Source organism: Aquimarina macrocephali JAMB N27 (assembly GCF_000520995.1).
Classification (GTDB): Bacteria; Bacteroidota; Bacteroidia; order Flavobacteriales; family Flavobacteriaceae; genus Aquimarina; species Aquimarina macrocephali.
In genome coordinates, this window is record NZ_JACA01000041.1 from 59,972 (window position 1) to 80,971 (window position 21,000).

Sequence of the window (21,000 nt, forward strand, 5' to 3'; positions counted from 1 at the left end):
CCTTAATGATTAATACTTCAAAATTGAATCAAAACAAGTATGGATTCAAACAATATAGATATACAAGAGGATTTAATAGACGTTTTAAAGGATTTTGTCTATTTAAAAAGAATATTAATTCATTATGAAAAATCAGAGTCTATAAACTTTTGAAAGTTTTCTTTATGCTTTTCTGAAACAGGAATGTATTTTTCGCCAAATACAATGCGATTACGTTCTATGGTTGTTATTTTTTTTAAGTTCACAATATAAGAACGATGAACTCGCATAAAATGTTTACCAGATAACTCTTCTTCTAAGGATTTCATGCTTTTTAAAGATAGAATAGGCTTTTCTGAACAGATGGTGTAGTACTTTACATAGTCTTTTAAACCTTCGATATAAATAAGATCTTTTAAATCTATTTTGATCAATTTATAATCAGACTTTACAAAAATGTAATCATCATTATAATTCGTTGTTTCTGGATGTGCTATTGTATTTAAAATCTGCTGTTTTGCCTTATTGGCTGCGGTAACAAACTCTGGATAATTAATTGGTTTTACCAGATAATCGATGGCGTTAACCTTATAGCTTTCTAATGCAAACTCTTCAAAAGCAGTAGTGAAAATGATTTTTGATCCATTGTTGGCAATCATTTTAGAGAATTCCATCCCCGATAAATTAGGCATTTGAATGTCTGTAAAAATCAAATCAATGTCTTTTTGATCCATTATTTCAATTGCAGCAATAGCGCTATGACATTTTGCGACCAGTGTTAAAAATGGTGTAGCTTCTACATAACTTTCTAATAGGTTAAGCGCTAAAGGCTCATCATCGATCAATAAACATCTAATCATCATTCTTTAAAGTTAAGTATTAATTTAGCGATATATAGGTTGTCTTTTTCTTCTGTTATCAACTCAAATTTACTAGGATATAATAATTCGAGTCTCTTTTTTAAATTTTCGAGTCCAATCCCAGAATCCGTTACGTTTTCAATTTGCGGAAAAGAAGAGTTGATCACGCTGTAGTGTATCGTATTATGATTTTCGATAGTTAGCTCAACTTTTATATGACTAGGCTGTACTGCATCGATACCATGTTTAAAGGCATTTTCGATAAAAGAAATGAGCAGGAGTGGAGCTATCTGTATGGGTTGGTTAATGATAGGAAAACTTTTTTCTACTCTTAAATTCGAAGACACTCTTAATTGCATTAGATCAATATAATGCTCTAAAAAATCAATTTCTTTTACCAAAGGTACTTTGTTCGTTGCAGTATCGTGTAGTAAATAGCGCATCATTTTACCTAAACTGTGAATGGATGTCTTGGCTATTTTTGGGGAACTATCAATTAATGAATACACATTGTTTAGAGTATTGAATAAGAAATGAGGTTGAATCTGATATCTTAAATATTTAATTTCAGAATTTAATTGCGCTTGTTTTACATCCTGTAATACCAATTGATCATTAATCCATTTTTTATTAATTTTTAAACCAGCGCACATTCCAACACTTAATATCATTGGTAAAATGAGTTGTAGAGATGAGGTGGTACCGCTTCTAACTTCTCTTAGCCTAATGCCATTTTCTGTAGGGTTAAAGAGGTTTAATTCTAAGAAGCTCTTTATCAAAAAAAAGAGTATAATAATTAGTAAGAAGTTAATGATATAAAAGAGTGTTTTTTTATTTTTAAAAAAGTACTGATCCACCAATAGAAAATAATTGATGTAGAAAACAATCAAAAGGCTGCATGTAGATAGCCAATTTCTATTGATAATATATTGTGTGTTAGAAATTTCATCTAACGATAAAAGAGGCCATAAAAACACAAGGCACCAAAAGCCTATATGTATAAAAACAGTAAGGATGTTTTTATTATGGATATGATTCTTTTTTATCATCTGGTCGTTTGTTTCAATAGATTTAACCTTAATACCTATGCACAGCCACAATAGGTGTGTTCTTTACATTAAGACTGTATTACCAAGTGCATTGTGTCTATTTTTCTATTATTAATGTTTCTTCTTTTAAGATAAATGTATCGAGATTGTTTACCTTCAAAACGTTAAACTCAATTTTTTGAACTCCTTTTTTTGAATTCACATTTAATGAAAAAGAGTTTTTTCTAATATCATTTATTTCATAAACACCTGCACCTTTGAAATCAGCAAACAAAAGATATGAATTATCTAATTCCATAAAGCGAATGCCTATGTTGTTAAAACTATATTTAGGTGAATGAGGGGTTTCATAAAAAGAAATGGTGTCTTTTTCCTGATATCCTAAATCGCTTATAAATATGTTTTTTAGAATTAGTTTCCTAAATTTTTTTAAAGCTATTTTTTTTGACTCAACTTTCCTGAAATATAAAACTTCATCTTTATTTCGAAGAATTATCTGATGCTTATTGGGGAATTCAAATTTGATTCCAATAGATGGAATTGAAAGTATGTTTTTGTTTTTAAGATAATGATATCCATTATCAAAAGTTCCTTTCCATTCTTCTTTTCCCGGATCAAATGAGAATATGGAATCTTTTTCAATTTTAAACATTAGTCTATTCGAAAATTCATTACTCTTTTTATTAGTTTGGGGATTAATAGCGTATTCATTAATCCAAATTCCTTCTTGAGCCTGTACAATTATAGAAGATATTATTAATATTGAAATTAGAAGTTTTTTTTGAGATACCATGTTTAGTGTTTGATCATGTTATAGATGTGTTTCATATTGGGAGCAAACTGTAGTATAACGTCTCAACTAACAAAACGTTTTGATCTAGTAAAGATATTGATTTGTCGTGTCTTTCAGTTTTTGAAATAATTTATGGGATTGTACTTGTTGTTATTTTTCGTTTATGAATGTTGGCAGGAAGATGTTTTTCATTATAGCAAAAGGAAATTTGTCTTCTTGTGAGTTGTATGCACCTCCTGTAAATACAGCAACCATATCCAATTTAGGAAAAATCATGATATATTGTCCTCCGTTTCCAGTTGCTGTTTTAGAAATTATCACTTTTTCGTTTATTTTGAACGGAATGTTCCACCACAAATAACCGTAATCAATTCCAGTAATTTTTGTTTTTGGCGTGGTTGATTCTTCAATCCATTTTTCAGAAACAATTTGTTTATCATTCCATTTTCCATTATTGAGGATCAATTGCCCGATTTTAGCCATGTCACGTGAGGTCATATACAACCTTTTTCCCGATGGGATCACCTTTTTATCTGAAGTATGCCCCCAACTTATATTGGTAATACCTAATGGATTGAATAGGTATTGCTCAGAAAATTTGTCGATTGTCATTTTCGAAGCTTGACTTATTATTTCGACTAGTAACACTACGCCCATCGAGCAATAATTTGAGACAGCTCCTGGTTCATTAACCATTGGTAAATTAAGCGTATATTGAAGCCAATCCCTTTTTTTATAAACTTTATCCTCTTGCCCTTTTGATTTCTTATCCCAATCGTTACAATCAAATCCAGGTGACATTGTTAATAGATGCCTGATTGTTATTTTATCTTTTCTCTTGTCTAGATTTTTGGTTGGCACCGGTTTTTTGAGATACTTTGATATAGGATCGTCTATGCTATCAATAAATCCTTTATCAATTGCAATTCCCAATAAAATTGACCTTATGCTTTTTGTTGTAGAACGAAGGTCGTGTTGCTTATTTGAAAAATGGTCGTTAAAATATTCTTCGATAATGATTTGATCATTTTTCACTAACAAAACACTGTGTAACCTATTTTTGCCATTATGTATTTGTTCGAATAATTGATAGATTTTTGTGGTGTCGACATTCTGTAAACTTAGATGGGCTGTTTTCCATCCGTCATCAAGGTCTTTTGGCTTAGAATACTTATATGGGTTTTGTCCGTAGCAAAATGTATTTATTAAGAGAACAAAAAGCGTTAGGGTTGCTATATTTTTCATATTAAAAAGTAACCACAATATATGTACCAATATGTATATACCTGTTTGTGTTTATTTTAAAAACTTAACCCATACATGTATGCATCTCAAAAATTTCTTCTAAAAAGTGTGATATTTTGATATGTAGTACTACTAATAAGGTATATCCAAAATTATATACACATGAAACAACCCAATCAGAGATTCGTTTTTTTTCTACGTAAATTCTTTCAATTTCATAAACGCGAAGTCAAACAATTCAATGCTATTTTAGGAATCAAACCTGATAACTCGTCACGTAAATGTTAGTGCTTTGTCAAATCATTAAATGTCATTACTCGAAAATCCGGTGCTGATTCAAATAGTTCATCCAGAATCCACTTATGAGCCCCTCCATATATGATGAGTAAATTTTCATTTTTTGATACTAAGTTTTTCGAATTAGCGAATAGTCGTACGTTTCTTCTATACCATCTGCCAACAGCGTCTGCTCCTAAGTAGTTACTTCCATGATCAACATTTACAAGTCCAGTTGTCCAAAGTTGCTTTGACCTTTTTGAGTGCTGTTTCGAGTTAATTAGTTTTATATAATCGTATACATTGAGATGTCTTTGTATGGTGTCCATAAATGTATTGTACCTTTTATTTTCAGCATCATAAGCTTTCCATAATTCCAGATGCCCAAGGCTATCTGCATATACTCCCCAGTCATCAATGGCGTTTATGTATTCGGGGAACGGAGGGTTGTTATCTATGCAATATACTCTACTATGACCAAGGGCTTTGGCTAATTTAAAACCTAGTTGAAATGTTTCATGTTTACCTAGTTTGTAATTTCCTTTTTGATATTCGGTATACAGTGAGTCCATCCATTCTTGATTAGATGTACGCCATTCTACAGCTATTTTTCCGGGGTTAAATTGCTCTAATAAATTGATCAAGCTATCCAACTCCTTTTGATTGCTATCTGTTGAGATATCAATATGCTCATTGGCAATCACATCGCTACCATCTCTTGATCTGTCAAAATGAAACACTCCTAAGGTTAAAACCTGATGTTTAGAGATACTATCAATTGACGGATATGCAGCGAGTGCTTTCTGAAAATCAGACATATGATGTTGCTTGGTTTTATCTTTATTTTTTGAACTACATGAAGTTAGAAGAAGAATTAATAATACTTTGAAGAAATATTTCATTGGTTTTTTTAGATTCATTGTTTTTATCAAGCTAAATAGCTCTATTAGTATAGACGCAAATTTTGTTGGGATAGTTGCCTGAATCTATTTTCTTGGATAGATTTATAGTACTATAATATATCGACGATGGTTAGTACGGGAATTCAGAGAATTGAACTTTTGGACCTGAACTTAGCTAATTCTAATTAATAGACGTTGTTAGAATACGTTTACTGTTAACGATTCAAAATATCTTTTCGAAGCGATCGTATTTGGATTTCATCATCGGCAAGCTCTTGGAATTGAGCTTTGTTCATAATTTTTAAATCTATATTCGTTAGGCCTTTTGAACCATAATTGCTCTCAGTTATGAATTTTCCGTTATCTAATTCAAGTATTGCGCACGAATTCATTAAATACTTGTTATCCAAAAACTTAAAATGTATATCTATTATCTGTTTATTTCTGAACATTAATCTCGATGTTAATCCGCATCTTTGAGCTTTCTCAAATGGTGTACTTCTATGATTTGAATAATGTTCAATTAAATCATAATTGTCATCCAAATGTTTAGGTAACAATACAATTTGGCCATTTGACAATCTAATCTGAGATTGAAATTCTTGAATACCCTGTTCATTTTCGAATTTGTAATTGAATCGAATTTTTGAGATTTTTTTGTCAATTAAATCAGATAATTTCATAGTTTAGAATGGTGTTTATAAACGATTTTCATGTGAAATGTAGCATTAAAAAACTACGTTTTTAAATAAACACAGAGTCGTCTTTTTATTCTTTTTTGTTAATCAATTTTAGTACTTCATCCGCTACAAACTCTCCACTATTTGAAAAAGAAGCGGTTACTAGCCTGTTTTTAGAATCTACTATTTCGTAATTCATTTTCCATATTTCGTTAATTATCTACAACGATCTCATATATAAAAAGTAGCGGATTTTCATGCACTAACTTTTCGTTTTAGCATTTACTCCGCTATTCTTTATATACATTGTTGGCAATAGTTTTACCAAGCATTACCAGATCCCCCTCCTCCTGAGGATTGACCATTAGACAGGTATATTCTTCTTTCTTTAGTAACAGTTTCACCGTTTTTGTAAGCTCTAACATAAATTGTTACCAATCCACTAGTGGTTGGAGTCAATAAAACAGAGCTAGAATTGGAGTTATTCACTTGAGATCGTTTTAATGAACCATTAGGATATCCAATCCCCCAAACCCATCTGTCTACAGAGACATTACTTGAAACCCAAAACTTATGATACAAATAGCTTCCAATATGGGCATAATCAATATCAATGCTTATAGATGATAATTCTAAATCTACCGTAGGGTTACATACAGGAAGAGATAAAGTTGTTGGGTTTGTAGATGCATTATTTCCATTGTAAGATATATCAGATACTTGATAAAGCTCTACGTTTCCATTATTCATTAAGTTTACTATATCAACATTTTGTTTTGTATTCACAATTCCAGACATTCCAGGCCAACTATCTTTAATAATCCAACGGGAATCGTTTGTCCAACCTATAATTGAAAAAGCATGGTAGGATAGCCCAGCAGTAGGTATATTATAGTTTCTAAACTTTTTGGCGTTATGAACTCCATTTTGATTGCCTGATACTTTTACAACTACAGGACCACTATTTAAGATCTTCATTTTAATATCATCAACAGAATTAATATCATTCTGACTTAGTTGAATAGCATTACCTACTGTAACATAATTACCTAAAGAACCTCCATCTTCAATATCCCAAATTGGTGGCGAAAAGTTTGTGTTTAAAAAAATCCTGTATGACCTTTGGCCATTTGGATGCTCTATGTAATCTAATACATCTGATCTTTTAATACTACATCCATTACTATCAGGATTATTTACAGGGCATGTTGCAGGTGCAAACGAATTAATTTGTCCACTTGCTATCAAAGGGATTTTGAAATTCGAATTTAAATCAGGAAGGTAATAAGGAGCATTCCATACCTTATAATCAAGATATGCATCAGAAAGAGAAAATAAATTAGAACCGTATACATTGTTCTCCATAGCATAGGTTGTTTCAATAGCTGCATTAAAAGCAAAAGCTAAGCATGGTCCTTGATAAGGCTGAGCTCTCGGGCTTGTTACAAAATTTTGATTACCACTTGTAGTCGGAGCATTTGCCCATGAAAAGTCACATGGGATATTTTGACAAAATAACTCTGTCGAAAATATTAGTAATAAGAGTAGAATTTTTTTCATGATTAATAATTTTAAAGTTGATTAATGTGTGTATATGCGTAACTAAAATAAGGAATATTTTACGCTTCTAGCCCTTTTGTTGTGATATTGAGGCTGTGAGCCATTTTTAAGGTATATGATTATGGATCATATGGTTACCAGGATTAGTTGAATTTTAAAAGTTTTTTGTATGGCTACAAAAGAGATGCAGGAGTAGGGAATTGTGAAGGGTTTTAGTACCCTTACTAAGAATTAATTAGGTCTTGTTATGTGTGCTTATTTGGTTGATTAATCCTTTAAAAATAAAGCCATGAAACGGGTATACAGCATACCAGTATAATCTGCCAGCCAAACCTAAGGGTCTAAATGTGGCAGTTTGGATCACATCGTTATCCACTATTTTAAATTCAAGCCAGGCTTCTCCTGGTAGTTTCATTTCTGCAAAAAGTAATAATCTTCCTTCTTGTTTATTTGCATAGAGCACCCGCCAGAAATCTAATGAGTCTCCAACAGATATAGTGGATTGATTTGTACGACCTCTCCGCAATCCAACTCCACCAAATAATTTATCAAAAAAACCACGGATTTTCCATAACCAATTCCCGTAATACCATCCATTCTCACCACCAATACTCCAGATCTTCTCTATTGATGATGCATAGTTTTCAGTTTGTCGAACACGCATGTCTTTAAAACATCCAAATTCTGGAACCTCTATAAATTCTGATATGTTGCTGGTTATCTCACTACTAGAATAAGAATCTTTCCAGCTTGAAGCAATCTCATTGTTTTTAATATTATCAAATGCTCTTAATAAGGCTTGCTTGTAGGATATGGGTTGGATTTTTAGTAGGGTATTGATTTCATGATTTCTACATACAACTTCAACCTTCATACTATCGACTAAGGATCTGGCCAACTTGTAAGAAGTAGAGGTTACAAAATATAGCCAATAAGAAGAGAGCTTCGGGGTCATTACAGGTACGATCCAGATTCTCCTTTTTAAATTTCTAACTTTAGCAAAATCAAGTAGCATTTCTTTATACGATAGAATATCATCACAGCCAATATCAAAATTCCTGTTGTATGTTTCCTCTTTAAGGATACATTCTGTTAAAAAGCTTTGCACATCTGCTATCCCTATGGGTTGACATTTGGTAAGAAGCCATTTTGGCGTAATCATAACAGGAAGTTTTTCTACCAAGTCGCGCATGATCTCAAAGGATGCACTGCCCGATCCAACAATGATTCCTGCCCTAAAGCAAGTTAGGTTGTAGCTGCCTTTTCCTAGTTCTTCTTCAACCGTTTTTCTTGATAGCAGATGTTTAGATAGATTAGATTCATTAACTATACCACTTAAGTATATCACTTGTTTAACAGCTGTGTTAGATAATGTATTCCGAAAATTGATAGCAGATTTTTGTTCTAATGATTTATAATCGTCAGATGTCGACATAGAGTGTACCAGATAGTATGCCACATCAATATCATTTGGGATTTTTGATAGAGAGGAAGCATCTAATAAATCAATTTCTAATACAGAAATACTTGCGCTCAACGATTGGGGAGGATGAAATCTAGAGGTATCCCTAACGCAACATACCACATGATGCCCCTTATTTACTAATAAAGGGAGAATTCGTTTGCCGATATAGCCTGTGGCACCTGTTAGGAGTATTTTCATTCGTGTAAACAGGCATATACCCTGTATAATCGTTTAAATTTATGTATATGTATTTGCGCGTTTTTTTGTATCACGATATGCATGTACATCAACGCTTTTATTTTTAATAATGACTAGAGAATTTTATCTAAAATACAATAATATATGCGATATAGGTTAGAAAAAGTAGTTGAATAAAATTAATAAGTAAAGCCATTTTAACACCCTTATGTTTTCTTTTTAATCCTTTTTCTAAATCATAAATTTGACTATCGATATCTTTTTCTTCGTCCTCTTTTTTGTTACTATTCGCAATACTATTAAAAAGCCAAAAGAACTTTTTATACGAATTTAAATATGGAGTTATTGTATACACAGTAATCAGTATAGAAAAAAATGAAAAAAGGATTATTAAACTGGTGATCACCTTAAACGGAGAAAGGTGTAAGGGGGAGACGAGTGTTGTTAACTCTCCTATGATTATTGTGATGCTAACGATAATCAGTATGTTAAGGATTAAAATAAACACCCCTTTAGTATTGATTTCGGCATCATATCCAGCAAACCGTTCTATTGTTTTATTTTCGTAGCCCATTTTAAATTTAGTATTAACAATGATCCAAATAATGATATTCTAAATATGACCAGATAACGTTACCAGAGTAACATCTATCTCTCTTATATAAAAGTACGATGACCTTTTTTAATAAAGTTACGGGAAACCTCATGGTAAGGGAATGATTGGTTCTCGATACAATTTTTCTCCATTACATTACGAAAAACCACTCGAACTGACGGGCATGTACCCAGAGCGTAGCCGAAGGATACATCACAACGTGTCTAGAATTTTCCTTGGGATCGAGTAGCATAAACAATAAACCCTTGCATGAATCATCATACAAGGGTTTATAGTATAGGTTTATTGTGTTTTTTATGCTTCTTCCGGAGAAATAAATTTGTACACCAATCCGGCTAAAATTGCTCCTATGATTGGGGCTACCCAAAATAACCATAATTGCTCTATTGCCCAACCTCCAGCAAATAATGCCTGGCTTGTACTTCTTGCAGGATTTACCGAGGTGTTGGTTACCGGTATACTTATAAGGTGAATCAGAGTTAATCCTAATCCTATGGCGAGGCCTGCAAAACCTTTAGGAGCTTTGGAATGAGTAGCTCCCAGAATAATGATCAAAAACATAAATGTCATTACGATTTCGGTTACTAAAGCTGCAAGCATAGAATAGCCACCCGGGGAATGCTCTTCATATCCATTGGCAGCAAACCCACCAATTTCGAACCCAGATTTTCCTGTAGCAATAAGGTATAAAATTCCTGCACCGGCAATACCACCCAATACCTGGGCAACAATGTAAGGTAGCAGTTCTTTTTTATCAAAACGACCACCTATCCATAATCCGATAGATACTGCAGGATTAAGATGGCAACCCGAAATATGCCCAATGGCATAGGCCATCGTTACAACGGTTAAACCAAATGCAAGAGCGACTCCTGCAAATCCAATTCCTAACTCTGGGTATGCTGCTGCTAATACAGCACTTCCACACCCACCTAATACTAACCATAAGGTCCCAATAAATTCTGAAATTAATTTTTTCATGTTGTTTATTCTATTGTTGATGTTAATAATGAGGGTATGAATTACTAAGGTACTTATATTTCTTTTATAGGTTATATTCTGGTATGATCTTTTCTTTAACTTCGGATTAAGTGCAGAATAATAGGATAACTATAATATAATCACTCGATCAGACAAGTACCTATTAAAAGAAACCCCCTGCTTGATGATTCAAACAGGGGGTGTTATACTACAGGTGTATTATCTTATTTCTTAGGTTCTAGGATGGCGGTGATACGCTCTGCGATATCCTGCAGGTGATATTGCGTCATTCTATCTGATGTTCTGCCAGTAGCGTTTCTAACTGCGCGGCGTAGCGTATTTAATTCTGCACGCACTACCGCTCTAATATCACTTTGCGAGGCATTTACATTAGTTCGTACTACAAAGCGTCTTATATTCTCTGGAATCTTAGGCTGCTCTTTGGTCATTAAAAATTCCAGTCGATCGATATATGCTCTTTGTAGGTTACGACGATATACATCGATAGTACGACCACTTCGCAATTCGCTCCATAATCCCGATCGTAGTTCGGTCATCATATCTAGTAGGGTATAGGCCTCTTTATTGTTTAAGGCTTCATTCTCGATTAATCGCGCCATACGACCATGATCTAACAGGTTGTTTAAGGTTCTCACCTGGAAATTACGAATGCGTTCTACATTTCCTGCAGATTCTATTTTATCAAAAATAGTGTTGTCGAGTAACCAATCCGGAGTGCTAAACAATTGCTCGTGTAAAAATTTCATGGCACGTTTCTGATTCGCTTTGGTCACATGAGAATATACTGCTCCTTTTTGATCGTAGGTTTTGTAGTATTCATATACTCCACCAATATTAGAAGATACATGACCCATATATCGATTAAACTGCCCCAATACCTGTCTGTACATAGTGCCCAGATCATCATAGTTTTTACCGTCTTCGGCAGTCCATGTGATGAGGTTGGGTACAATTCTTTTTAGGTTTTTGATTCCGTAGGTACTGGCCAGTACGGCATCATCCCCAAGATCTTCGGTTTGCGAGCTTGGATCAATAACTCCAAACTGTTGTTTCCCAAATCGATACATAGGATCATTTTGATGCTCCAGTATCCAGCTGTCCAGTGTCTTTTTCTCTTCTTCTGCAGTTGGTGTAAATATCGGTCGATATCCCCATTGTATTGCGTGCTTATCATAGATACCGATATTAGGCATTAAGGCAACATCACCATCTCCTGGTTGGGCAACATAGTTAAATCTTGCATAGTCCATTATCGATGGTGCTGTACCATATTTTTTGGTAAACACAGGATCTCTCAAGGATTCTACAGGATAGGCAACACTACTTCCCATATTATGCGGTAGTCCCAGGGTGTGACCTACCTCGTGAGCAGATACAAATCGAATCAATCTTCCCATTACTTCATCCTTAAAAGCAACACTTTGCGCTTGTGGATTGATTGCTGCGGTTTGTACAAAAAACCAATTTCGTAATAAGGTCATTACATTATGATACCAGTTGATGTCACTCTCCAGGATCTCTCCTGATCTGGGATCACTTACATGTGGTCCGTTGGCATTAGGGATTGGAGAGGCCAGGTAGTGCACTACAGAGTAGCGCACATCCTCTGGACTCCAATCAGGATCTTCTTCTACTGTTGGAGGGTCTTTGGCGATAATGGCCTCTTTAAACCCAGCCTGTTCGAAGGCAACCTGCCAGTCTTCGATCCCTTGCTTAATATATGTTCTCCATTTTTTTGGAGTTGCACGGTCTATATAGTATACGATTTGCTTTTTAGGAACTACCAATTCGCCTCGTTTAAACTTTGCAAGATCTTCATCTTTTACCTCTAACCTCCATCGATCCAGGTAACGTACCGTTTTACTTTCTTGCGCTTCTAATCCATAATCCGTTTGTCCGCGGGCAAACCATCCTACTCGTTGGTCAAAATATCGACGCCTCATAGGTGTTTTAGGAAGTAGGATCATAGAGTTACTCATTTCTAATGAGATAGATCCTGTACTGGCATTAGAAGGTGGCTCGGCAGCACTATAGGTTTTTACATGACGGGTTTCGATATTTAACGGGTAACTTCTAATCGTATCGATATACGATCGGGCAACATCTAATTTTGAAATTTTATACTGCTTTCGTCTGCTATCAGGAAATCCTAATGGTTTTACATCTTTTTTAAACAAATCGGTAACTTCGATCACTGTTGCATTCTTTACCACATTGGTAGAGTCTTTATAAAATGCCTTGATCGGAAATGCATATAACACCGGTTCGAAATTAGAATTCTCTACGGCCTCATGAATAGGTAAAGAATCCGAAGCGAAGACCTGATGTGATACAACACGAAGTAATATCTGTTTGTTTTTTCGTTGCCAGCGCAATACCTGGGTGTTTTGTTTTCCTCCTCCAAAACCAATCCCCGTAGCGGTTTTGGCAATACGCGTAACCATAAGCATTTCCCGGTTAAACAATGAATCCGGAATCTCATAATAGTATTTATCGTCTATATTATGAACGGCAAATAAACCTTTGTCGGTTTTAGCCTTTTCGGTAATGACTTCGCTATAAGGTTTAATCGTATCCTTGTTTTTACCTGGTTTTTTGGCTTCGGCCGTAGGGGTTTTTCCTTTTTTAGGTTGAAGAACAGAACAACCACTAGTGGTGATTACTACTAAGCATAGAAGCAATCTAAATGTATTTTTGAGCATGTGAAGAATTTTTAATCGGCGGAAGGTAATAAAATAAGAAACCGACATATGTGAAAGTAAGGTTAAAGGTAGATTGATAAAGGGCGTAACCTCTGTTAATTGTGAATTTATTATGAGTTTTGTTGTTGTTTAGGAATTTAAAAAACATGTACCGTACCCTAAGGTTCTCGAAGAGTACGGTATAGTATATGTATCAAAAACACATTTCTCTCACACGTACCCTGAGCCCTTCGATAAACTCAGGACAGGCCCTGTCGAAGGGTATGTTACAACTTGTTCCGAGGCTAAGTGTTTTTTGTAAATTTATGTGTATGGCCAATAGTGATGAGAGTGCTTGTTACATTGCACGGATTGCAAATCCGAGCTTTCGGGTATGAGCACATATACCTTGTTGTAACCAGTTGTTAATTCAACCAATATTCCAATTCAACATCAAGATAAAATGGTCCATAAGATATCTGAACTTCTCTAGCTCCACTTTTTGGAATTAAAAATGAAATATAAATTTTATCAACTACCGAGTCAATTAACGTTTCTATTTTTAAATAATTTTCAATTACGACACCTTGGTTTTTAGCCATCTTCTCAATTCTTTTTGATTTTCTAATTGTGCGTTTATTTACTAAACAACCTAATACAGCAGTGTATTTTCGCGGAAGAATTGTATCAATTTTGTGCTTTCTAATACTTGCTTCAACAAAATTGTCATAATCATCGAAACTCACTCCCCATTCTTTTAAATTGTTCGAATAAGTGAATATTTTTCCATTTGAAAAACGATATTCTTCAATAATTCCAAACTTATTATCTATAAAATCATAGCCTTCTGCTATTTTGATAACTCCTTTTGTTGAATCTATTCTTTTTTGTGTCTGATACTTTTGTCTGTTTAGAATTATAGATTTAAAATAGTTAAACTGCTCTTTTGTTAAATCGGGTTTAATTGTATTTAAAGCATCATAAGTTTTCTCATTCCAATTTTTAATTGATTGTGAAAATGATATAATTGGGATAAAAATTATTAATAATATCAAATTTCTATTCATATCTCGAGTAGCGACAAATTATATTGGCAATTATTATCAAAAATTGATCCGTTTATGTATATCATAAGACTCACACTTGTCAAAGTTTTTATGTAGACGCTGAGTATTGTGTTACACGGATTGCAAATCCGCGTGAAATTCCGTCAAGGAATTTCGCCACAATAAACTCATAGGTATTGTTAGTAATAGTTCATTCAAATCTAAAATTTACAAAAGAGTTTGCAGTTTCCTGATCTGATTTCGTAAATCTAATTTCAATAAAATCAAGATTATTATATTCCGGATTATTTTTCTTAAAAAAAGTCTTAACCTTTTTAGCAATTGTTTCTAATTCAGAATGCGTTTTGTTTGTTAAGTCATATTCATAAAAGCTTATTAAGAAATAGTTACTTTCTTCATCTGTTCCAAAGTTGAAAGCGCTAAAGATTTGATCATGCTTGAATTCAGTTTCTAATTCATCATTGATTTTACTTATTTTCTGAATTTTCTCTTTAAGATTACAAGATGTTAAAGAGGAGAAAATGAATAGTAAGATAAATATCCTTTTCATTATTTTTTTTGTGTATATATCGTTAACAGTTAGTGTAAAATGGGTTTTAATGCATTTTTACAGAGTGTTAGTAAATGTTGGTTTTCTTGATTAAAGAAAGATAGGTATGCTTAAATAAAGTCTATTCTCTAGCCTCAAAAAGAAAGAAGCCAGTTTCTCTTCCAATAATAAGTAGATAATTGTCTTTTAATGCCAGCCCACTTATACCTTCACCAAATTTCTTTCTTGCTTTATACTCTAATTTAGGAGTATTAACTAATTGAATACCTTTATTGTCTTGTTGTATTATTGCTGTAACAAATTGATCCTTTGATCCTTTTGTGCCAACAACCAATAACTCATTTTCACGTTCAATTGTTCCTCCATGGATTTCGGATTTTCCTATTTTAGCCGCTTTATATCTTTTCAATTTTTCGCCGTTTGTAACATTATACTGTACAACATTGTCATTCCCAATTAACAGTATATCATTACCTTGGTTTAACCATTGCATGTAAGTGGGGGTATAGCCATTAACAGGTTTATGTTTGCTTAGGAATTTGTACTTTCTATCATGTTCTGATTGTTGATAAACATATAATCCACAATGTCTGAAAACCATATACAAATTGTTTCCATATTTTTTAATATCCATAGGGTAATCAAACATCATTGCACTATTTTCAGATAAATCAATGATTTTTAAAAAATTATTAGTTTCATCAATTACATATATAGCTTTATCAATCATTACATAAATCAAACCCTTCGTTATGTGAAAGTTTACATAATTATTAGTTGGTAAACTGTCATCATTTGGAAAAGTAACTGTCCTAACCAAAACCGGATGTTGTAAATCTGAGATATCAAATACTTTTATCTCCTTACTTTGTCCAACATAAAGTAGATTACCATTTTTTTTAATGAATTCTCCAGACCAATCAATTTCAAAAGAAGAGATCATATTTATTTGTGGTAATTTTTTGATATCCCATATTTTGATTTTTTTTGGATGTCGACTTATAATTACATCATCAAAACAAATAGAATCAGAAAAGTTTTTTTCAATCTCATGTTCTATTTTTTCATAAGGTTCGTTTAATATTAATGGTATTTCGGTATACTTATCTACGTTACTTAACTTAATCATATTTAGTTATTTATCAGACGTGGCAAACGTGCAACGACCTTTGTTTAAGCCTATCAAGGTTTAATTCTTTTAATTTCATAAAACTACCATTATCTTTTTGATATAGCAATGGTAATGTATAGGGTAGGAGAAGAACTTTTTTATTTGAGTACCGTTATCGAATTATAAATCCGCGCTGTCGGGTTTGAATTGTACAACCCATTCCAAAAATTTCAATTTTCCTTGAGTCATTCATATATTTTCATAAATGAATTTAGTAGACAAATTTACTTTTTATAATCTCTAATATCCTCTGTAGCAGCTGTAAGAGTTTTCATGAGAACAGAATCATATCTATAAAGTAGCTTTTTGAATTTCTTATCGTCTACCTTAATTTTTCCATTGTAAATAGCCTTTTTAAGAGGCCTTAAATCCAAGAGAGTCCAAAGATTTTCTTCCTGATGCTTAAATAATTTTTTATATTCTGGAACATATTTTAAGCGATCAATTTTTTCTCCACTACTTCTAATATAATATCTGCCAGCAAGGGCAAGATTAAAACTTTTGGAATTATTTAATATTGATAATTCATATAAAGTATTTCCAATATCATAAATAGCTAAAGGATTTTTTCCATAAACAGTATGCATACTACCCATTTTTAAGATCATTTTTGGGTTAGGTTCCTTTAATAAAGCTTTTTTATAATAGTCAAAAAAGTAATGTTTCATCATAATCGCTCTGGAGTTATTACTTTCAAAGTATTGTTTTGTTGGACCATTTCCGTAAGCATATATTTTCCAACTTTTTTCTAACTCTGTCAATAGCGTAGTAACCTCGTTATCTACTCCTTTTGATTCAGAAATAAACTCAAGAATATGTTTATCTTTCAATAAAAGATTAAATTTAGATTTTGATTTCGTAGTAAGATGCTTTAATAAAGATGCGCGAGCTTCTTTATAGATCTTTTCATAGTTTTTTGAATTGTTTTTTAATTTTTTTGTCTTATTAAAAATATCATCAAATAAAAAGGGAGCAGCATATACAAACTCTTGATCGATTCCCCAGATATTATACGCATTAGTTATAGCAGTTTCTAGCATTCTAACTTCATCAACCCCATCAAAAAAGGGAATTGGATTTGTTAAATCATCTGGATTATACTTTTTATAAAAATTGGATAAAGAATCAATACCATTTTTTTGCTTAATAATAGATAGCATTTTTTTTTTACTAAAAGGACCAATCTCAATAGCAAAGTTGTTGTATCCTTTAGGTTTTAGTAAGTTAAGAATAGCAGAAGTAAATTCGGGAGTCTCTTTATTTCCGTGTAACTCACCAATCATAAAAAATTGAGAATTTTCAGCTTCTCTTTTAAGAAAATCTTTCCCATTTCCAATAATTTCATTGTTTACAATTTTGAAAGTATATGTATTTAACTGAATAATCGAGTCAATAGAATACTCATTTTGTGCAGACGACTTTCTTGAGGCAAAACAAACAAGCAACACAATAACAAAAAATAAAAATTTTCTAATATTTTTCATAGTATAGTAGTTTTTATCAAGATGGGATAATATGACAAATGTTACAGTTTACTTAAAAAATTAAGATTTAGTTCATTGTCTTTAATTATTGCCTACAATGATTTATACGTACCAGTACCCTGAGGTTCTCGAAGGGTACATAACCCATGTCAACAAGGGGATACCCCCTTATCGACATGGGGTCGAATGTATCAAAAGGTAGTTCGAGCTGTTATTTTAATGCTTCGAGTGGATACAATAGCGCTTCGAAGCTGTACATTGACCCTTCGAAGCGATAGATTACAGGCTAAAAGCGATAGCATAAGGCTTTTTTTTGATACATCGATAGGTGGTGATCCAAAAAAAGGTAGCTCGAACTACCTTTTTAATGCTTCGAAGTACCTCGAGACCTCTTCGAGCTACCTTGTGAGGTACTTCGAGCTATGATTTTAATACATTGATGTATCTTGGTGATCCTTATAAGCACCTCGATAACGCTTCGAGTTATGCTTCTGTATCAGTTTCTTTAGGAGTCACTCCGTTTCTCTTAAAAAGTACTTTCATATCCTCGTATACAGGCTTGGCACCGGGCTCATTTTCACCCGCCAGATACCGCATCATACGATAAAAACTTAATGCATTAGAGTAGTTATCATGATCTAGTAAAGTTTTGGTGTCTATTAATTGTTGCGCCAGGTATTCTAACTTCTGCACATGAGATTCTATTTGCTTACGGGTGGTATAGTCGCGATCAAACTCTTCTTTGTCCAAAAAATTAGGAATCCAGGTGGGATGTTGCTCCATGTAGTTTTTGGCTTTGTCTACAATAAGCTTGTTTTGATTGGCGATACGCCCGTACTGTGTGCGTTGCTCGGGAGTAAGATTTACCGTTTTACCCAAGAGTACCTCTTTTATTGTGTCTATCCCCTGGGTTAATTTGTTTAACTCGTCTTCTGTAAACGTTACGCTAATTAGATTTTCTAATGCCATTCTTACTATATTTTTTTAGTTAATAAATTTTTATGACACAAGAATATAGTACGCCAGTTTCATTTTTCGGAACTGGGATTTTTTTAAGAAAGGTTTAGCTAACTTTTTGATTTTGTTAAGGTTGTGCTCCTGTGCCTTACCCTTCGAGAACCTCAGGGTGCGGTAGTATATAATCACAAACACGTACTCATGTACCCTGAGGTTCTCGAAGGGTACTTAGAACCTCCTACACCAATTCTATAAGATATTTTAACCGATTGTAGCATTCTTTTGCCAGGGGGCGCAGGGATTCTCCCAGAGGGGTAATCTTATACTCGGTAGCCATACTCATAAAAGCAGCATAGGTCTCGGCCAGGTAGTCGTTTTTTTTATCACTGGGGATATGCATAAGCTGGTATATGATATCCAGTATCTCCAGGTGATGTGTATTTGATCCCTCTAATCCCAATTGCGCTAAGCCGTATACCAATTGGCAATGTTTAAGATCCTGTTGTATCAAATCGATGATAAGCTGCTCATTGTTTTGGTGCATGGTAGTATGTATTTAAGCTTGGTTAAGTTGTCATATTATTATACGACAAACTTAATGAATTAAATTAAAGTGTCAAACTTTAATATGACAAGAATGTCATATGATTAATTGACATTTGTTATGTGACCAAAGACGAGCTAAAAAGAAATATAGGTAAAAGAATCGTTGAGTTAAGAACTCAAAAGGGTTGGAGTCAATCTGATTTGGCCAGAGCTTGCGATAAAGACAGGCAAGCATTGGAGAAATTAGAAAACGGAAAAGTGAATCCTACCATTTATTCACTTTTGGAAATCTCAAAAGCTTTAGAAGTTTCGTTACCGGAGTTGGTTACGTTTTGAAGATCTTAATTTATATATTGCTCGGATTGCAAATCTGCGTTGTCGAGATTAAAGTCAAATCTTATAATTTGGCAGACTTAGTTAATAATCACAGACCTTTCGGTTTAGCACAATTGCCCTATGTTTTTTAGCATGTTGTTAGGCGATGTCTTTTATTTTGGTATTTTTGGAAATTTCACAATTTTACCTAAACCTTTATAAATTGCTTCTCTACATTTCTTTTTAAATCCTTCATTCTCATTTTCGCGTAAATATTTGATGACAACAAATAAATCTGATGTCTTTACTAGTGCAATTTTTTCTCTTTCCGCACCAATTTTACATTTTTCAGTAAAATCTAAATTCCTAGATTTAGGTTCTAATAATCTTTGCGGATTACCAAATAAAATTCCATAAGCTTTTTCTTGGACTTCGTCTCTTGCAAAATCAGCATTCAAGGATTCTAGTAATTGTCTAAATTTAGTTATGTTTATATCTTTATTATCTTTTCCTTCACACTCGCCAATAAACCTATGTTTTTCAGGACTTGTTATAACTTGGTCTAGTTCAAGTACGCCGTCATCATAATTTTCCGCTTCATAACCGAGTATACGAAGAGCTTCAGTAACAGAATCTTCTAACAGGTTTCCAGTTTCAAAAAGTAAATCTTTAAATTTATTCTCCTCTAAAATTTTTTCATTTAATTGAGTATTAATTTCTTTGAGTTCTTTAATTTTTAGATGATTAGTTTCAATAGTTCCTTCTATGGATAGTGCTTTTTTTGTTGAAAATTCATCGCTATTTGCCCAATTTGGGATAGGTGTTTTATCAGAATTTAAAGAAATGTTTCGGTCAATATCTATTAAACTCTGAATTAGAGATTTACCAAAAGTTATTGCCTCTTTTGACCAAAAATTTTCATCCTTTTCTTCATTATACTCAATAAATTTATTCTCGTCATAATCTATTTTAGGCAAAGTAATTAAATGACCATTTCCAACTGGATGAATTGAACCTAATACTTTATTTTTGTCTTTACCTGTGTAAATTACTTGACTAGAATCAGGATTTTCCAAATAAGCGTCGTAAGCTAAATTATTACGAAAGTTTTTATTGAAATTACTGAATAATTGATTTCCTGAAAATTGAATTTTTTTTCCAGATGCAGAAGTAAGTTTCCCTATGTTAATTGGTAAAAAATCATAATTTGATGATGACTTTGTATTGTAAGTACTCTGTCCTTTTCTAGGACTTGAAACACTTAAGCCAAGAGAATAACTTTTCTTTTGATGTAAAAATAAGAAAACAGTTTTTCCTAGTTTTAACATATCTGACAACTCCTTTTTTAAATGCTCTGATTTTTGTAAAAATCCTTTTGAAGTTGCAACATCGTAACATCCAGTTCCTCCTGACGAAAAGTTTACCCAACCATAACCATCAGGATATACTATTTCAGGTGAAATAGCGATAATGTCAGCATCCATTAATGAAATATTTGAAGTAAAGTCTTTTTCAAGATTTGAATGTCCAGGAATTTCAAATCCCATTGTAATAATGTCTTTCTTCATAGATTTTTATGGTTGTTGCTCAAATGACACCTAACG

At 33.0% G+C, this 21,000-nt stretch carries 19 protein-coding genes; 1 reads left to right on the forward strand and 18 read right to left on the reverse strand.

The window, feature by feature from the left end; all coding sequences use genetic code 11:
* Positions 1-122 precede the first annotated feature (122 nt).
* From Z054_RS0120220 to Z054_RS0120305, 17 genes are all read right to left on the reverse strand, one after another.
* Complete coding sequence (locus tag Z054_RS0120220) at positions 123-842, reverse strand: LytR/AlgR family response regulator transcription factor (RefSeq protein ID WP_024771856.1); 720 nt, start codon at positions 840-842, stop codon at positions 123-125.
* A complete protein-coding gene (locus Z054_RS0120225; RefSeq protein ID WP_161635317.1) occupies positions 839-1,618 on the reverse strand; it encodes a sensor histidine kinase in 780 nt (259 codons plus the stop codon). Before Z054_RS0120225 ends, Z054_RS0120220 begins: the two co-directional genes overlap by 4 nt.
* 367 nt (positions 1,619-1,985) lie before the next feature.
* Positions 1,986-2,681, reverse strand: a complete 696-nt coding sequence (locus tag Z054_RS0120230) for a hypothetical protein (protein ID WP_024771858.1) — start codon at positions 2,679-2,681, stop codon at positions 1,986-1,988.
* 150 nt (positions 2,682-2,831) lie between these two features.
* On the reverse strand, positions 2,832-3,926 hold the full coding sequence (locus tag Z054_RS0120235; protein ID WP_024771859.1) for a serine hydrolase domain-containing protein: 1,095 nt from the start codon (positions 3,924-3,926) through the stop codon (positions 2,832-2,834).
* A gap of 284 nt (positions 3,927-4,210) precedes the next feature.
* Entirely contained in the window at positions 4,211-5,122 is a 912-nt protein-coding gene (locus tag Z054_RS30460) for a DUF5694 domain-containing protein (RefSeq protein ID WP_024771860.1), read from the reverse strand.
* Between the two features lie 197 nt (positions 5,123-5,319).
* On the reverse strand, positions 5,320-5,787 hold the full coding sequence (locus Z054_RS0120245) for a hypothetical protein (RefSeq protein ID WP_024771861.1): 468 nt from the start codon (positions 5,785-5,787) through the stop codon (positions 5,320-5,322).
* A 318-nt stretch (positions 5,788-6,105) separates the two neighbouring features.
* Positions 6,106-7,344 (reverse strand): C1 family peptidase, encoded by a 1,239-nt coding sequence (locus Z054_RS0120255; RefSeq protein WP_024771862.1) that lies wholly within the window; start codon positions 7,342-7,344, stop codon positions 6,106-6,108.
* 235 nt (positions 7,345-7,579) lie between these two features.
* On the reverse strand, positions 7,580-9,007 hold the full coding sequence (locus Z054_RS0120260; protein ID WP_024771863.1) for an SDR family oxidoreductase: 1,428 nt from the start codon (positions 9,005-9,007) through the stop codon (positions 7,580-7,582).
* A gap of 127 nt (positions 9,008-9,134) precedes the next feature.
* A complete protein-coding gene (locus tag Z054_RS0120265) occupies positions 9,135-9,581 on the reverse strand; it encodes a hypothetical protein (RefSeq protein ID WP_024771864.1) in 447 nt (148 codons plus the stop codon).
* Positions 9,582-9,917: 336 nt separating this feature from the next.
* On the reverse strand, positions 9,918-10,604 hold the full coding sequence (gene aqpZ / locus Z054_RS0120270; RefSeq protein ID WP_024771865.1) for an aquaporin Z: 687 nt from the start codon (positions 10,602-10,604) through the stop codon (positions 9,918-9,920).
* Positions 10,605-10,828: 224 nt separating this feature from the next.
* Positions 10,829-13,327 (reverse strand): zinc-dependent metalloprotease, encoded by a 2,499-nt coding sequence (locus tag Z054_RS0120275; RefSeq protein WP_024771866.1) that lies wholly within the window; start codon positions 13,325-13,327, stop codon positions 10,829-10,831.
* 404 nt (positions 13,328-13,731) lie between these two features.
* Entirely contained in the window at positions 13,732-14,373 is a 642-nt protein-coding gene (locus Z054_RS0120280) for a hypothetical protein (RefSeq protein WP_024771867.1), read from the reverse strand.
* Positions 14,374-14,563: 190 nt separating this feature from the next.
* Positions 14,564-14,923, reverse strand: coding sequence for a hypothetical protein (locus Z054_RS0120285; RefSeq protein WP_024771868.1), 360 nt, complete (start codon positions 14,921-14,923; stop codon positions 14,564-14,566).
* Between the two features lie 121 nt (positions 14,924-15,044).
* Positions 15,045-16,052, reverse strand: coding sequence for an LVIVD repeat-containing protein (locus tag Z054_RS0120290; protein WP_024771869.1), 1,008 nt, complete (start codon positions 16,050-16,052; stop codon positions 15,045-15,047).
* A gap of 266 nt (positions 16,053-16,318) precedes the next feature.
* Positions 16,319-17,578 carry a hypothetical protein gene (locus Z054_RS0120295; protein WP_024771870.1) on the reverse strand — a complete coding sequence of 420 codons (1,260 nt, stop codon included), beginning with the start codon at positions 17,576-17,578 and terminating at the stop codon, positions 16,319-16,321.
* Between the two features lie 483 nt (positions 17,579-18,061).
* Positions 18,062-18,547, reverse strand: coding sequence for a hypothetical protein (locus Z054_RS0120300; RefSeq protein WP_024771871.1), 486 nt, complete (start codon positions 18,545-18,547; stop codon positions 18,062-18,064).
* 226 nt (positions 18,548-18,773) lie between these two features.
* Entirely contained in the window at positions 18,774-19,079 is a 306-nt protein-coding gene (locus Z054_RS0120305) for a hypothetical protein (protein ID WP_024771872.1), read from the reverse strand.
* 122 nt (positions 19,080-19,201) lie between these two features.
* Here Z054_RS0120305 and Z054_RS0120310 point away from each other — a divergent pair, with 122 nt between their 5' ends.
* Positions 19,202-19,417, forward strand: coding sequence for a helix-turn-helix domain-containing protein (locus Z054_RS0120310; protein WP_024771873.1), 216 nt, complete (start codon positions 19,202-19,204; stop codon positions 19,415-19,417).
* Positions 19,418-19,569: 152 nt separating this feature from the next.
* On the opposite strand, the gene Z054_RS0120315 is transcribed toward Z054_RS0120310, so the two are convergent.
* On the reverse strand, positions 19,570-20,964 hold the full coding sequence (locus tag Z054_RS0120315; protein WP_024771874.1) for a hypothetical protein: 1,395 nt from the start codon (positions 20,962-20,964) through the stop codon (positions 19,570-19,572).
* Positions 20,965-21,000: the final 36 nt, after the last annotated feature.